Genomic DNA, 14,867 nt, shown 5'->3' on the forward strand with positions numbered 1-14,867 from the left:
TTCAAACGTGGCGCATTAACCGCTTGATCCCGCCGCCAGTTTTCGGCCGTACTAGGGGTTTCTTGCTCTGGTTCTGCCGGGCGGGCCGGGGACCCGGCGTTCCGGCAAGGTCTCCGACGAGGATCCAGCTAGTAGGACCCAGCTATTCGCCGAAAAATGGCGAATATCGAGCTCCTACTAGCTGGATCCGCGGAACGGGGCGGTCGATGGGTGGCCAGCAGGCGGGGAAACCCACGGAACGGGGCGGGCCGAGCGGAGGCAGCCCTCCTACGGGGTGGCCGGAGGGGCGTTGAGAAGCGAAAGCTCCTCGAAGATCGGCGCGAGGCGCTCCCACAGCACCGGGGTCAGCGACTCGGCGTACGCGTTGGAGATGTGGTTCTGGTCGCGGTAGATGTACACGTTGCCGATCTGCGGCGGGCAGAGGCCGTCGACGCAGTACCAGCCGGCGGTGTCGATCTCCCACTGCGCGTAGCCGCCGTCGAGGAAGTACGCGGCCGGGTCCTCGGGGGCGTAGACCATGTCCGCCGCCATGGAGCAGGCGTGCTCGGAGTGGCCCGCGACAATGCACAGGTTCGGGTCCATGGGTTCGCCGGTGGGGGTGAACATCCACGGGTTGTCGCGAAGACCGACGAACGGGATGCCCAGCTCAGCCAGGCGCTGCCAGAGGTTGGCGTAGGCGTTAGGCACGTAGTCGGCGGAGACGCGGCCGTCGCCGGCGTGGCCCGCGGGGCGGGTGGACGTGGAGATGAGCATGTCGGGCTGCAGGTTGATGATTTCCTGCATCGCGTTTTCGCCCCACTCGGCGCACTCGGGGGAGACGATGTCGTTGGCCGGATCCAGAGGCCCGCCGATAACCAGCGGGCATTCCTGGCGCACGAAGGTGGCGACCTTGAAGTGGTGCTCCTTGCCCAGTTTGTCCAGGGGGACGATGAACGGCTCGATGTGGGAGCCGCCAGCGAGCACGATCGTGGTGTCCGCCTCGAGGTCGCCGTAGGTGCATTGCGGGCCCGGCATGGCGTCGGGGGCTTCGGGGAGGAAGATCATGCAGTCGTCGAGCCCGATGGGCGGGAACACGCCTGCGATGAGGTTCGGGTCCGGCTGCGGTTTCACATCCGGCACCTGCACGCCCTGGATAGCGCGGGCACCGGGGTAGTTGACCGGGTCGAGCACCTTTTCCGCGCTGTCGACGCGGTTGTCCCAGTACGGTTGCACGGCCAGGGCGACAGCGAACAGCGCTGCGGCCAGGACGCCGCCCACCGCACGTGCGGCACCGGGCAAGGTGCGTAGCGACGCTCTCGCGGCCGCCACCGGGTCATCGTCGCCGCGCGGGCGCGGGCGGTGCTGGCGCAGCGGATCCTCCACGAGTGTGTGCGTGACGTGCGCCAGGCACAGCGACACCAGGATGACAAGTGCGCCCAGCCAGGCAGGCGGGGTGTCGTAGCCGCCGATGACGGTGACGATGATCAGTAGCGGCCAGTGCCACAGGTACAGCGAGTAGGCCACGCTACCCAGCCAGGTCATCGGGGCGGAGGCAAGCACCTTGGACACGCCGTTGGCGTTGCCAGAGAGGATCACCAGCGCCGCGCCGGTGAGCGGGATCAGGGCGACGGGGCCGGGGAACGCCAGCGAGGTGGGCACGATAAAGCCCGTGATGGCGATGAGCGCCACGCCCAACAGCGCGGTGAGCCACGCGGTGGCCTGTGGCAGGAACCGGTTCGCCGGCACGAACGCTAGCAGTGCGCCGAGGGAGAGCTCCCACGCGCGGGAGAACGTGGAGTAGTAGTTCTCGCCGGTGCCTTCCAGCCCGAAGCGCGCGGCCCAGGCGAACGACGCCACGGTGATCACCGCAAGCAGCGCAATGGCGGCGCGGCGGGCGTGCTCAGGTTTTGCCCGCAGCTTCGTGACTGCCACGGCGACGACCCAGCCCAGCAGAATGCCGAAGACGTAGAACTGCCCCTGCACGGACATGGACCAGAGATGCTGCAGGGGAGAGGTCTCCTGGCTGGCCGCGGCGTAGTCCGCGTTCTGCGACATCAGCTCCCAGTTTTGGAAGTACAGCATCGAGGCGGTGACCTGGCGGGAAAGTTCCACGCCCATCAGTTCCGGGGTGAACGCCATGACAAGGCCGACGACTACAACCACCACCAGCGCCAGCGCCGGGACCAGCCTGCGGATGGTGCGCCACAGTGGCCACCACGGATTCAAGTTCGGGTTGGGGCGCAGCGCGTAGCGCAGCTGGCCGCCGAGAAAGAAGTAGCCGGACAGCAGCAGGAAAACATCCACGCCGCCAGAGACGCGGCCCACGAACACGTGGAAGATCACCACGAGCGCGATGGCGAAGCCTCGCAGCCCGTCTAGGTCGACGCGGTAGGCGGTGGAGCCCTTCGTCGGCCGTGGTGCGTGCCCTGCCGTCGTACTCAACCGTCTCTCCAACCCGTATTGTCGTGTGTCTTGCTGCGCTGTGCCGACTATCGTCACAAGCGGTTAAGGACAATACCGCCCCCGACGCGCGGGACCGAACCAGACTCGCGCAGATCTCCTTCAGCTTTGGCAGGGCAAAACCGGACGCGTGTTTTGGAACCTGGCCCAAACGCGCGTAAACTCTCTCGGGTTGTCCGGCGCGTTTGTGCGCCAGGCACGACAAGTCCATAACTGCGTACGCGCCGGATCCGTCTTGCCCCTCGCTCTAAGCGGGGGAGGTCGCCCGGCCAGGCACGCGCAGGGTAAATAAGAAGGGTTGAACCGGCTCGTCGATAAGTGGCGAGTGTCTGCACTGCCCAGTGACCTAAAAGGAAGTACACCATGGCTGTAAAGATCAAGCTGCAGCGCGTTGGCAAGATTCGCAACGCGCAGTACCGCGTCGTCATCGCTGACGCCCGCACCCGTCGCGACGGTGCCGTCATCGAGAACATCGGCATCTACCACCCGAAGGAAGAGCCGTCGCTCATCCGCATTGATTCCGAGCGCGCTCAGTACTGGCTGGGTGTCGGCGCGCAGCCGACCGAGCCGGTGCTCGCACTGCTGAAGGTGACCGGCGACTGGCAGAAGCACAAGGGCCTCGACGGCGCCGAGGGCACCCTGAAGGTGGCCGAGGAGAAGCCGTCCAAGCTCGACCTGTTCAACCAGGCGCTCGAGGAGGCCAAGAACGGCCCGACCGCCGAGGCCATCACCGAGAAGCGCAAGAAGGCCAAGGAAGAGGCTGAGGCGAAGGAGGCCGCTGAGGCCGCCGCTGCCGCTGAGGCTGAGGCTGCTGAGGCTGAGGGCGAGAACGCTGAGGCTGAGTCCGAGGCTTCCGAGGACGCTCCGGCTGAGGAGAACTAAGTCTTTCTCACCTCACGCGAATAATGCCCAGCGGTTTCGCTGGGCATTTTTGCTTTTCTACAGCTCCACGCGCGCGGTTTCCCGAAACGCCTGCGCCGCCAGCACGTGCTTGCACGGACCCCGAGAGTCCTTGTGTTTTGCAAACCAGAAACAAGTGCATGCGAATGCGTAAGTGTCGTGGTCGAGACTCACTGTGTAATTGTTGGAGCCGGAGCGCACCGTGAACCCGTCGTCCCGACCGGCGAGCGGGGAGACAGCGTTGCGGGCCAAGAGCTCCTCGGTGTTGGCGAGGCGGGGGTTGAGTTTGCCCACCACATCAGGGTCGAGCGGCAGCGGGCGGTGGAAATATGCGCCCAGGGTGAGGTCGTAGCCAACCTGGCCGGTTGACGCGAGGACTTGGAGCGCGTCCTTAACGCGGTCGGGAGTGAGCCCGGTCTCCGCCGCGAGGCGGCGGACGTCAATGCGGGGATCGAACGCCAAAACTGTTGAGACAAGATCAGCATCATCCGCCGCGTGCGGGTTGTTCAGGGACATTAACAGTGCGCCTTCGCCGGAAAACCCGCGGGTTTTTGCCGGGCTGATTACTACTGTGAATCGCGCGCCGGAAAGCTCAAACACCCATGCGGATGACTTTGGTTGGGAAGTCGCGTCGCTCTCGGTGCTGTAGGCCGTCAACTTGGTCACGTACGGCAGGAGGGGGATGAGTGGTTTCAACCGTTCCGGCCCGGCTAAGCAGACCGCGCCATTCGACGGCTTCGACGCCAGGCGCAGACTCCGCAATGCGGGCGTGGCCCACATCGCGGATTTTGGTGAAGATGTTCCGGGCAGCGACGTGATGAACTTCGTCGTTTCCGGCCCCGTGAGCTCCAGTTGCTTCGTCATGGCTGCGCTGATGTGCTGCGACTCTGCGAGTCCTTTCACCCACCGCAGCGGCAGGTCGACCTTTTTCTCGTCCAGTGCGGTGTCCATCGTCGTGACGTGGAGGGCGTCGTCGGCAATAGTGAGGTGGAGTGGCGAGCCCGGTGTGATTGCCGTAAGAGCCTCACGCAGCGGGAGGTTGATGTCCACGTTGGTGACGCCTGACTGTTGTGACTGCGCATCGAGGTCGGTGACGTCTAAGCGGGCGTAGGCGCTGCAGCAGCCTGAGAAAGATTCGAACCGCAGACCTTCCGGAGTAGAGGTGATCACCGGGTCCAGCGCGGCGATAGCCGCGGTGTCCACTGGTGTGTAGAAGCGTTTCGCGGCGTAGTCCGCGACGGCGAGCACCCCGCGCGCGACGATGTGGGGGTTTTCCACGAAACCGCTGAAAAAGTGCGGTTCGTCCACTCGGTCGAGCGTGCCGCCGCTGGTGGCCAGCTGCAGGCTCTGGTCAGTCAGGGCGGATGGGTGAGTGTATGCGTAGTGCACCTATGCCTCCTTGAGCAACGCCGACGCTGCCAGTGCTGCTTTTGATTTCCCGCTGAAGGTTGCAAGCCACTCGCGCAGCTCCGCGCCGAGTTCCGATTCACCAGTTTCTAGCCGCACGTTTCGGTACAGCTCAATGAGTTTGCCGAGGTCGCGTGTCTTGTGATCCAACTGTGGCAGTAGCTGTGCAAGGAGATCACAGACGTAGGTTGGGTTAAGCGTTGAAGCGTCCGCGAGCGAGGCGGCCCATCGGCCAAGAATGACGTCTCCTAGCTTCGACCACTCGTGAGCGGCGGTGTCCGCCCCGATGGCTCGTGGGAGCGAGGTTGCCACAAGCTCAGTGGCAATTGCGCGAACCTCAGTGTCTTTGTGCGCCATGGCCTTGCCCAAGAACCGGGCGGTGTGCGGCGACCACTCGCCTGGGTGCCAAGTAAGAACGTCGACAATGTCGGGGTCCTGCTTCTCTGGGTAGTTCGACATCCCTCCATCAAGGTCGTCCTCCATATCGAGGGTGTAGGCATCCAAGCAGCTCGGGGCGACGATGGCGCGCCCAGCAGGGGAGTAGGTCACGCCGAACGGGGCGGAAGCCAGAAATGGCAGCTTCTCTTCGAGCTGTGTGCTTTGGTGTTTCCACCCTTGTGAGGTGCGGAGCCATACGCCGCCTTCACCGCATCCGGGGCATCGGTCTTCGGGCGGGGTCCACAGGACGCAGTCGCACCCAACTCGCACTCCCTGTAGGGGCACACGTCCGGTGCTGTCTTCCTGAAAGTCCACTAATCGCAGGTGGGCGAGGAGGGCATCGTCGGGCCAGACGTCTTCGGGGGCTGAATATGTGGCGAGGCGGCGGGCGAATTCCTTGTTGTCCACGCGCCCGAAGGTGTCCGTCGGCGTCGAAAGTAAGGTGCGCGTGGGTGCGAGCCCATGCACGATGGCAACGACCCGCAGGAGCGATTCCCTCCTCATATCAACCGTCAGCCGAAACGCGTTGGCTTCTTCTACCTCGGCAGGTGTGCTGCGGCATTGCACCAATAGCCAGCGCACATCGGGGAGAGTAGACGACGGGTCGTCGTTCGGCAGCACCGGTTTGAGGATCTCCAGCGCGCGCGGCCCAGTTTCCGCCAGCCACGCAACGAGCAACGCAAAGCCCACCGCGTCTGGTGCGGCGAGCAACTCGCGGGTGTGAAACAAAGCGTCCTCGTCCGTCCACGGGGCGACAGGTCGCGCTTCAGCGGGCTGCGCTAACGGTGCGGAAGTCTCCGCGGGGACTTCCGGGCTGGCGTCCCGGGGGCCCAGCAATTCGAGCGCCATGACAGGGGACAGGACGTCGCGGGCGGCGTCAATGAGCTCCTCTTTGCCCAACGTGCGTAGGAGCGCGGCGCTGCGGCGTACGACGTCGTCCTTTGCGTGGTAGAGGCCGGTTTGCGCGGCATCAGCGATTCCCGCGGCCAGATCTTCGCGCTCGGTCGCGATCTTCTCCAGCATTTTCAGCGCCGTGATTGCCGTCGTCTTCGACCCGCTCAGGGCGGGGGCGCCGGCGGCAACAAACCCGTCCGCATCCAGCTCCGACAGGCGGGAAAGCTGCTTGACTGCGAACGTGGTCGTAGAGCCGACCCCCGAACCCATAGCAGCGATGAGCAGGTGCTGGCGCTTCGTGGTTTCTTCCTCGGTCGGCGCGAAATCCTCGTAATGCTGGGTAAACCAGCGAACGCGGTACGCCGGGAAACCGCGGTTCAGCGCCGTGAGCATTTCGTCGAGCAGCCGGTCGCGGTCCAGCAGACCTTCGTCCACCAGCGCAACAAGCGACTTCGCCCAGCCTGACCAGTAATACTTCTCCATGGTGGTGAAACTGACTTCTTGGGTGCCCGCGAGCGAGAAGAGCGGCCAAATCAGCTTTCTCGGAGTTCGGTGTCGTGCCAGAGAAGAAAATTGCGCTCAAATCCGGCCTGGCCCATCAACCCAATGAAGTACGGATCGCCGTGCTCTATTGCGTATCCCTCGAACAGCTCGCGCAGGCGAATCTGGATGAACGTGTCACCTCTGAATTGGTTCCACCCCCCTTGTTCTGGCTGCCTTGGATTCTCGATCTCGTGTTGTGGATCAATCGGGAGGGCACGAATTGTCTCGTAGGCTTCTTCCAAGGTCATGCCGGGGCGCCACCATTTGACGCGCATCAAATGGTCCTTTTCCGACACTTCTTTGGCAAATTGCTCGAAGTAGGTCATGTTGCGTCCTTAGGAATCGACTGAAGCAATTGCTTGTCGACGGTTACGTGACCGGCATAGTGACACAGATTACGCTCCAGCTCAACAGTTGGGCTGCGTCGCAGCTTTCCGCTTGAGGCGGCGAAGTTGCCGCATTCACCGCTGATAGTCTTGGCTTCCATGGAGCTGCAGATCGGCCGTGTGGTCAAGTCCCACGGTGTGAAAGGTGAGGTTGCCGTCGAGTTGCTGGCGGACGAGTCGGAGGAGCACATCGTCCTCGGCGCGGTGCTCACCGGCCGCCAGGCGGGCAAGGAGCGGGAGCTGACCGTGAAGACGGTGCGCCCGCACCAGAAGCGCCTGCTGGTCAGCTTCGAGGAAGTGCCGGACCGCACAGCCGCCGACAGCTTGCGCGGCATGAAGTTTTTCGCCGAGCCGCTCGAGCGCGAGGAGGACTCGGACGAGTACTACAACCACGAGCTCATTGGCCTGAAGGTGCGCCACGAGGGCGAAGAGGTCGGCGAGGTCACGGGCGTGATGGACGCGCCGAACCGGAAGATCCTGGAGATCGACTACAAGGGCAAGGACGTCATGGTCCCGTTCGTGATGGACTTCGTCCCGGAGCTCGACACGGAGGCGGGCTACCTCACCATCACCCCGCCCGAGGGCCTGCTTGATGTCTAAGCTGCGCCTCGACGTCGTCACCATCTTCCCCGAGTACCTCGACCCGCTGCGCCACGCGCTGCTGGGCAAGGCGATCGAGCAGGGGATCCTGTCGGTGGGCGTGCACGACCTGCGTGACTGGGCCACCGGCAACCACAAGTCCGTGGACGCCCCGCCACTGGGTGGGGGACCGGGCATGGTGATGAAGCCGGAGGTGTGGGGGCCTGCGCTTGACGACGTTGCCAAAGGCCGCCCCGGAACATCCCTCGACACCGCGGCCGCGCACCGCAACGACAAGCTACGCCACGACGACGTGCACGAGGTCGCGCCCCGGCCGTACGAAGGCGGCGAGGATAGCAGCAAGCCGCTGCTGCTCGTGCCCACCCCGGCGGGCAAACCCTTCACGCAGCAGGACGCGCAGGCATGGTCGCGCGAGGAGCACATCGTCTTTGCCTGCGGGCGCTACGAGGGCATCGACCAGCGCGTCTTCGAAGACGCGGAGGAGCGCTACCGCGTGCGCGAGGTGTCCATCGGCGACTATGTGCTCATCGGCGGCGAGGTTGCCGTCCTGGTCATCGCGGAGGCGGTCACGCGCCTGATCCCGGGCGTGCTGGGCAACACGGAAAGCCATGAGGACGACAGCTTCTCCGACGGCCTGCTCGAGGGGCCGAGCTACACCAAGCCGCGTGTGTGGCGCGGGCTTGAGGCGCCGGCGGTGCTCACCTCCGGCGACCACGCCAAGGTGGAGGCGTGGCGCAGGGAGCAGTCTTTGAAACGCACCCGCGAGGTTCGCCCCGAGCTGCTGGAGCAGACTCATCTGAGCGAGGACGACCGGTTCATGTTGGACGCACGTGACGTGCTCACGATGGTGAGGGTGGACGGGGCGGAGCGGATCGTCGTAAAGCAATTGCGCAGAGCCTTGAAGAAGGCCGGGTACCGCGACCCCGAGATCACGCTCGAGGGGACCACGCTCACCGTCGCCGGGCGCACCGCGCTTGCGCTCGAGGAGGCTACGCTGGCGGTGGAAAAGGCGCTTCCACCTGGGGCGTATCAGTCTGGCGAGGCTAAAGAGGTTTAACCTATCTGGTGGGCAATATCACCCAATGAAAATTTAAAGGTCTGACCAATCTGGCAATAGACTTGGGTGCGTTACACGCGTACGAAAGGACACCCATGCTCGCGTCAGTGCTTGACCCAACATCCGCGGTCGCCATCGTCCTGCAAATCCTGATCATCCTCGGCGCCCTGCTGCTGGGCACCCGCTACGGCGGGCTCGGTCTCGGCCTGATCTCCGGCATCGGGCTCATGCTTATGGTGTTCGTCTTCGGCCTCGAGCCGGGCGAACCGCCCGTCGGCGTGATGCTCACCATCATCGCCGTGATCGGCTGCGCAGCCACGCTGCAGCAATCGCGCGGCCTTGAGGTGATGATGCAGCAGGCGGAGAAACTGCTGCGCGCCCACCCGGAGCGAATCACCATCCTCGCCCCGCTGACCACCTGGTTCCTCACCGTGCTGTGCGGCACGGGACACGTGGTCTACACCATGTTCCCGATCATCGAGGACATCGCGGTGAAAAAGGGCATCCGCCCGGAGCGGCCCATGGCCGTGGCGTCCACGTCCGCGCAGATGGGCATCACCGCCTCGCCGGTGTCGGTGGCAACGGTCTCGCTCGCGTCGATCCTGGCGGAAAACGCCGGTGTGATTGATAAGGCGTACTCCATCCCGCAGATCCTCATGGTCGCCATCCCGGCGTCGCTGTCCGGCGTCATCCTGGCCGCGCTGTGGTCGCTGCGCCGCGGCAAGGACCTGGATAAGGACCCGGTGTTCCAGGAGCGCATGCAGGACCCGGCGTTTGCAGAGTCCATTAACCAGTCCAGCCACTCGCTTTTGGACGAGGTCTTCCCGCGATCTGCCCGCAACGCCGTCTGGGTCTTCCTCGGCGCCATCGCCTTCGTGGTGGTGCTTGGCGCGTTCGAGGGGTTGCGCCCCGCCTTCGACGACGGCGAGGGCGGCATGAAGCCGCTGTCGATGAACCTGGCCATCCAGATGGTGATGCTGTTCGCCGGCGCGATCATCCTGCTGTTTTGCAAGGTGGACCACAAGAAGATCGCCTCGACTCCGGTGTTCAAGGCCGGCATGACGGCGGTGTTCTCCGTCTTCGGTGTGGCCTGGATGGCGGACACGTTCTTCGCGGCGCATATCGACCAACTCGAGTCCAGCCTGGGATCTGTTGTGGAGGCCGCGCCGTGGGCGTATGCGATCGTGCTGCTCATCGTGTCCAAGCTGGTCAACTCGCAGGCCGCCGCGCTGGTCGCAATCGCCCCGATCGGCCTGGCGCTGGGCATCGACCCGAAGATCATCGTCGGCTTCTACGGCGCGGCCTACGGCTACTGGATCCTGCCGACCTACCCGTCCGACCTGGCCTGCATCGGCTTCGACCGCACAGGCACCACGCGGATTGGCAAGTTCGTGATCAACCACTCCTTCCTCATCCCGGGCGCGATTTCGGTGTTTACCTCGTGTGTGGTGGGTTCGCTGCTGGCGCAGGTGCTGCTGTAAAACTGGCGCAACACAGGCGCGACTAGACTCGCCCGAATGACATCAATCGCAGCCACCATCGCGAACGAAATCAATGTGCGGGACAACCAGGTCGAGCAGGCGCTGAAACTGCTCGCGGAGGGCAACACCGTCCCGTTCATCGCCCGCTACCGCAAGGAGGCCACGGGCGGCCTCGACGACGCGCAGCTGCGCCACATCGAGGAGCGCAACACGTACCTGCTGGAGCTCGCCGAGCGCAAAACTGCCGTGCTGGAAAGCATCGAGGAGCAGGGCAAACTCACCGACGAGCTGAAACAGGCGATCCTTAACGCCGACACGAAGGCGCGCGTGGAGGACCTCTACCTGCCGTACAAGAAGCGCCGCAAGACCAAGGCGGACATCGCGCGCGAGGCCGGGCTGGAGGCGTTGGAGCAGCAGCTTATCGACGACCCTTCGGCAACCCCCGAAACCCTGGCAAAGGCCCACATCTCGGAGGGCTTCCCGGACGCGAAGGCCGCGCTCGAAGGTGCCCGCGCGATCCTGGTGGACCGCTTCGCCACCGACGCGGACTTAGTCGGCGAGGTGCGCGACCGCGTGTACTCTCAAGGCACCATGCGCTCCGCCGTGGTGGAGGGCAAGGAAACCGAGGGTGCGAAGTTCGCGGACTACTTCGAGTTCTCCGAGCCCTTTGAGAAACTGCCCAGCCACCGCATCCTGGCGCTGCTGCGCGGCGAGGCCGAGGGCGTGCTCACCCTGGACATGGACCCGGGCGAGGAGGCCGTGTACGAGGGCATGATCGCGGAGCGCTTCGACCTGCCGGTCAAAGACTCCGAGTGGTTGGCCAAGGCAGTGCGCTGGGGCTGGCGCACCAAGCTGCAGGTCTCTGCGAACCTGGATACCCGCATGCGGCTGAAGGAGAAGGCGGAGGAGGGCGCGCTGCAGGTGTTCAAGACCAACCTGCGCGACGTGCTGCTCGCCGCGCCCGCCGGCCAGCGCGCCACGCTGGCGCTGGACCCGGGCTACCGCAACGGCGTGAAGTGCGCCGTGGTGGACGAGACCGGCAAGGTGCTGGCCACCACGATTGTCTACCCGCACCAGCCGCAGAACCGCTGGGACGCCTCCCGCGCGGAGTTGGCGTCGCTGGCCGCGCAGCACGGCGTGGAGCTCATCGCCGTGGGCAACGGCACTGCCTCGCGCGAGTCAGAAAAACTCGCGGGTGAGGTGGCGGACCTGATCGCCCAGGCGGGTGGAAAGCGGCCGACCCCGGTGGTGGTCTCCGAGTCCGGCGCGTCGGTGTACTCCGCCAGCCAGATCGCGGCGGAAGAGTTCCCGGACATGGACGTCTCCCTGCGCTCGGCGGTCTCCATCGCGCGACGCCTGCAGGACCCGCTGGCGGAGCTGGTCAAGGTGGACCCGAAGTCCATCGGCGTGGGCCAGTACCAGCACGACGTGAACCAGACCGCGCTCGCCCAGACGCTGGACGCGGTGGTGGAGGACGCGGTGAACTCCGTCGGCGTCGACGTCAACACCGCCTCGGCGCCGCTGCTTGAGCGCGTGGCCGGCCTATCGGGCACGGTGGCGAAGAACATCGTGGCCTACCGCGACGAGAACGGCCGGTTCACCACCCGCAAGGAGTTGGGCAAGGTGCCGCGCCTGGGGCCGAAGGCGTTCGAGCAGGCCGCTGGCTTCCTGCGTATCCAGGGCGGGGCTAATCCGCTCGACGGCTCCGCGGTGCACCCGGAGGCCTACCCGGTGGTCGAGCGCGTCGCCCAGGCCACCGGCTTGAGTACCGAGCAGCTCATCGGCAACACGGCGGTGCTGACCAAGCTTGCGCCGGCCGATTTCGCCGACGAGCAGTTCGGCGTGCCCACCGTCACCGACATCCTCGCGGAGCTGGACAAGCCCGGCCGAGACCCGCGCCCGGAGTTTAGGACCGCCGAGTTCAAGGAAGGCGTCAACGAGGTCAAGGACCTCACACCCGGCATGATCCTGGAGGGCACGGTGACCAACGTCGCCGCCTTCGGCGCCTTCGTGGACGTGGGCGTGCACCAGGACGGCCTGGTCCACGTCTCCGCCATGAGCCACTCGTTCGTCTCGGACCCGCACGAGGTGGTGCGCTCCGGCGAGGTGGTCAAAGTCAAGGTCATGGACGTCGACGTCGCCCGCAACCGCATCGGCCTGAGCTTGCGGCTCGACGACGAGCCGGGCCAGCCGGCCCAGAAGAAGCAGCACAAAAAGCCGGGCAAGAATTCGGGCAGGGGCCGGAAGCGGGGAGCACCGGAGGGACGTCGAGAAGCATCCGGCTCGATGGCCGACGCGTTGAAACGCGCCGGATTTGGTAAGTGACCGGCGCATATGTAAAATGCTGCAGGTTCTTGTAATCGACATGAACCGGCCGAGCGCCCCAGAAGGGGAAGTGCCGCCAGGGTCCTCTGTCCGAACACGTAAAGGATTGCTTTCATGAGCAACGGCATCATTGATCTTGTTGACGCAGGCCAGCTGCGCGACGACATCCCGGACTTCCGCCCGGGCGACACCCTCGACGTCCACGTCAAGGTTATCGAGGGTTCTGTGACCCGTACCCAGGTCTTCACCGGCTTTGTGGTCCGCCGCCAGGGCGACGGCATCCGCGAGACCTTCACCGTGCGCAAGGTTTCCTTCGGTATCGCGGTTGAGCGTACCTTCCCGGTGCACTCCCCGAACATCGAGAAGATCGAGGTTGTGCGCAAGGGCGACGTCCGCCGCGCCAAGCTGTACTACATGCGCAACCTGCGCGGCAAGGCTGCCCGCATCAAGGAGCGCCGCTAGTTTCAGCGCGTTAAAGTGCCCCGTCCGAGTCAGCTCGGGCGGGGCACTTTGCTTGTCGACGGCGCCCGCGGTGCTAACGTATCCCGGGTGACCAACGTGAACGGACCCGCAGGCGAGCCTTCCGCACCGAAGCCTGCACAGCCCCACAACCCGTACGCCGCCGAGCCGCGTTATGAGGCAGCCCCGGTGGCGCAACGCCCGGCCGCGGACGAGCCAGAGGAGAAAAAGGAGCTTCCCTGGTACGTGGAGATCCCGGTCGTGGTCGTGCTGACGCTGCTGATCATGTTTGTGATCCAGACGTTCATCGGCCGCCTCTACGTCATCCCGTCCGCCTCCATGGAGCCGACCTTGCACGGCGAATCCGGCTCCGGCGACCGCATCTTCGTGGAGAAGGTCAGCTACTACTTCTCCGACCCGGAGCCGGGCGACGTGATTGTCTTCGCCGGCACCGACTCATGGAACACCGGCTTCGATTCCAACCGTTCCTCCAACCCGGTTGTGCGCGGCATGCAGGAGGTCGGTTCCTGGGTAGGCCTGGTACCGAAGGACGAGAACACCCTGGTTAAGCGCATCATCGCCACCGGCGGTCAGACCGTGTCCTGCCAGGCGGGGGACCCGGCGATCATGGTGGACGGCAAGCCGATCGACCAGTCCTACACCTTGCAGCCAAACTTCTACCCGGTGGATGAATCCACGGGCTCGGACGCGTGCGGCGGTCCCTTCTTCGGTCCGGTGACTGTGCCGGAGGGCAACTACTTCATGATGGGCGACAACCGCACCAACTCCCTGGACTCGCGCGCGCACATGGGCGACCAGTTCCAGGGCACCATCCCTGAGGAGAACATCCGCGGCAAGGTCAAGGCCGTGGTCTTCCCGGTCAACCGCATGCAGGGCGTGAGCGACCCGGACATCCAGCAGTAGGCCCGTGCGGCGCTTGAAGCAGCTGCGCACCTACGAGGTCGCCCTGGACAAGGCGGGCTTCGGCCCGGTGGCGGGAGTGGACGAGGCTGGCCGGGGCGCCTGTTTCGGCCCCATCACCATCGCCGCGTGCGTGCTGCCGACGCAACCTCAGCCTGCGCTGGAGGAGTTGACGGACTCCAAGAAGCTCACCGCCCGCAAGCGCGATGTGCTGTTCGACGCTGTCAAAGACGTCGCGGTGGCGTATTCCGTGGTGCACATTCCCGCCCGTGATATTGACCGGCGCGGTATCCAGCATGCCAACATTGACGGCGCGCGCCGCGCCGTTGCGGGGCTTTCAGTGCAGCCGGGCTATGTGCTTATCGACGCATTCCGCGTCCCCGGCCTGCCCTCACCCCAACTGCCGGTGGTGGGAGGCGATTACACCGCCCGCTGCATCGCCGCGGCGAGCGTGCTTGCGAAGGTGAGCCGGGACCGGCTGGTGTGCGAGATGGCACAGAAGTTTCCCCAGTACGGGCTGGAGGGCCACAAGGGCTATTCCACGAAGGTGCACATGGACGCGGTGCGCCGCCACGGCGCGAGCCCCGAGCACCGTTATAGTTATGCGAACGTCAGGGACGCTGACGACTTCTATTGGCAGTCCAGCAAGAAGGGGCAGGCATGAGCGCCGAGGATCTTGACAACTACGAGGCTGACGTCGAGCTTTCCCTCTACCGCGAGTACCGGGACGTGGCCAGCCAGTTCTCCTACGTGGTGGAAACGGAGCGCCGGTTCTACCTGGCCAACGGCGTCAAGCTCATCCCGCACACCGACGGCGGCGACGTCTACTACGAGGTGCTGATGTCGGACGCGTGGGTGTGGGACATGTACCGCGCGGTGCGTTTTGTGCGCTACGTGCGCGTGATCACCTACAAGGACGTCAACATCGAGGAGCTGGACAAACCCGATCTGACCTTCCCGGAGTAGGGCTGCGGTAAGCCGTTTGTAAAACTCGGCGTGCCGCGCTTTGCGTCAGAC

General features: G+C 65.0%; 13 protein-coding genes. 9 read left to right on the forward strand and 4 right to left on the reverse strand.

What is annotated here, in order from left to right; all coding sequences use genetic code 11:
* Nucleotides 1–267 precede the first annotated feature (267 nt).
* Entirely contained in the window at nt 268–2,421 is a 2,154-nt protein-coding gene (locus HMPREF3151_RS04915; protein WP_070474067.1) for an acyltransferase family protein, read from the reverse strand.
* Nucleotides 2,422–2,802: 381 nt separating this feature from the next.
* Here HMPREF3151_RS04915 and rpsP point away from each other — a divergent pair, with 381 nt between their 5' ends.
* A complete protein-coding gene (gene rpsP / locus HMPREF3151_RS04920) occupies nt 2,803–3,321 on the forward strand; it encodes a 30S ribosomal protein S16 (protein ID WP_070474069.1) in 519 nt (172 codons plus the stop codon).
* A 57-nt stretch (nt 3,322–3,378) separates the two neighbouring features.
* Here the strand turns inward: rpsP and HMPREF3151_RS04925 are convergent, their stop codons facing one another.
* Genes HMPREF3151_RS04925 through HMPREF3151_RS04935 form a run of 3 tightly spaced genes read right to left on the reverse strand, consistent with a single transcriptional unit; the run spans nt 3,379 to nt 6,947 of the window.
* Nucleotides 3,379–4,728, reverse strand: coding sequence for an SWIM zinc finger family protein (locus HMPREF3151_RS04925; RefSeq protein ID WP_070474071.1), 1,350 nt, complete (start codon nt 4,726–4,728; stop codon nt 3,379–3,381).
* Entirely contained in the window at nt 4,729–6,561 is a 1,833-nt protein-coding gene (locus tag HMPREF3151_RS04930; RefSeq protein WP_070474073.1) for a DUF6493 family protein, read from the reverse strand. It abuts the gene before it with no gap.
* A 50-nt stretch (nt 6,562–6,611) separates the two neighbouring features.
* Nucleotides 6,612–6,947, reverse strand: coding sequence for a hypothetical protein (locus HMPREF3151_RS04935; protein ID WP_070474075.1), 336 nt, complete (start codon nt 6,945–6,947; stop codon nt 6,612–6,614).
* 159 nt (nt 6,948–7,106) lie between these two features.
* Here HMPREF3151_RS04935 and rimM point away from each other — a divergent pair, with 159 nt between their 5' ends.
* The 8 genes from rimM to HMPREF3151_RS04975 all read left to right on the forward strand — a co-directional run bounded on the left by rimM (nt 7,107) and on the right by HMPREF3151_RS04975 (nt 14,816).
* Complete coding sequence (rimM, locus tag HMPREF3151_RS04940; protein WP_070474077.1) at nt 7,107–7,607, forward strand: ribosome maturation factor RimM; 501 nt, start codon at nt 7,107–7,109, stop codon at nt 7,605–7,607.
* A gap of 1 nt (nt 7,608) precedes the next feature.
* Nucleotides 7,609–8,664, forward strand: a complete 1,056-nt coding sequence (trmD, locus tag HMPREF3151_RS04945; protein ID WP_070474485.1) for a tRNA (guanosine(37)-N1)-methyltransferase TrmD — start codon at nt 7,609–7,611, stop codon at nt 8,662–8,664.
* A 95-nt stretch (nt 8,665–8,759) separates the two neighbouring features.
* Complete coding sequence (locus HMPREF3151_RS04950) at nt 8,760–10,145, forward strand: anaerobic C4-dicarboxylate transporter (protein ID WP_070474078.1); 1,386 nt, start codon at nt 8,760–8,762, stop codon at nt 10,143–10,145.
* A 36-nt stretch (nt 10,146–10,181) separates the two neighbouring features.
* The gene (locus HMPREF3151_RS04955) at nt 10,182–12,470 is read left to right on the forward strand and encodes a Tex family protein (RefSeq protein ID WP_070474080.1); all 2,289 of its coding nucleotides are present in this window, start codon (nt 10,182–10,184) and stop codon (nt 12,468–12,470) included.
* 114 nt (nt 12,471–12,584) lie between these two features.
* Nucleotides 12,585–12,932, forward strand: coding sequence for a 50S ribosomal protein L19 (gene rplS / locus HMPREF3151_RS04960; protein WP_070474082.1), 348 nt, complete (start codon nt 12,585–12,587; stop codon nt 12,930–12,932).
* 186 nt (nt 12,933–13,118) lie between these two features.
* Nucleotides 13,119–13,853, forward strand: a complete 735-nt coding sequence (gene lepB / locus HMPREF3151_RS04965) for a signal peptidase I (protein WP_070474488.1) — start codon at nt 13,119–13,121, stop codon at nt 13,851–13,853.
* Nucleotides 13,854–13,857: 4 nt separating this feature from the next.
* Complete coding sequence (locus HMPREF3151_RS04970) at nt 13,858–14,514, forward strand: ribonuclease HII (protein WP_070474084.1); 657 nt, start codon at nt 13,858–13,860, stop codon at nt 14,512–14,514.
* The gene (locus tag HMPREF3151_RS04975) at nt 14,511–14,816 is read left to right on the forward strand and encodes a DUF2469 domain-containing protein (protein WP_034998651.1); all 306 of its coding nucleotides are present in this window, start codon (nt 14,511–14,513) and stop codon (nt 14,814–14,816) included. Before HMPREF3151_RS04970 ends, HMPREF3151_RS04975 begins: the two co-directional genes overlap by 4 nt.
* Nucleotides 14,817–14,867 lie beyond the last annotated feature (51 nt).

The organism is Corynebacterium sp. HMSC05H05 (assembly GCF_001807265.1).
Taxonomy (GTDB): Bacteria; Actinomycetota; Actinomycetes; order Mycobacteriales; family Mycobacteriaceae; genus Corynebacterium.

Excerpts from the sequence above, each read along its gene's own strand:
- rpsP (WP_070474069.1), top strand. The coding sequence starts at position 2,803 with ATGGCTGTAAAGATCAAGCTGCAGCGCGTTGGCAAGATTCGCAACGCG.
- HMPREF3151_RS04930 (WP_070474073.1), bottom strand. The coding sequence starts at position 6,561 with ATGGAGAAGTATTACTGGTCAGGCTGGGCGAAGTCGCTTGTTGCGCTG.
- HMPREF3151_RS04935 (WP_070474075.1), bottom strand. The coding sequence starts at position 6,947 with ATGACCTACTTCGAGCAATTTGCCAAAGAAGTGTCGGAAAAGGACCAT.
- rimM (WP_070474077.1), top strand. The coding sequence starts at position 7,107 with ATGGAGCTGCAGATCGGCCGTGTGGTCAAGTCCCACGGTGTGAAAGGT.
- HMPREF3151_RS04950 (WP_070474078.1), top strand. The coding sequence starts at position 8,760 with ATGCTCGCGTCAGTGCTTGACCCAACATCCGCGGTCGCCATCGTCCTG.
- HMPREF3151_RS04955 (WP_070474080.1), top strand. The coding sequence starts at position 10,182 with ATGACATCAATCGCAGCCACCATCGCGAACGAAATCAATGTGCGGGAC.
- rplS (WP_070474082.1), top strand. The coding sequence starts at position 12,585 with ATGAGCAACGGCATCATTGATCTTGTTGACGCAGGCCAGCTGCGCGAC.
- HMPREF3151_RS04975 (WP_034998651.1), top strand. The coding sequence starts at position 14,511 with ATGAGCGCCGAGGATCTTGACAACTACGAGGCTGACGTCGAGCTTTCC.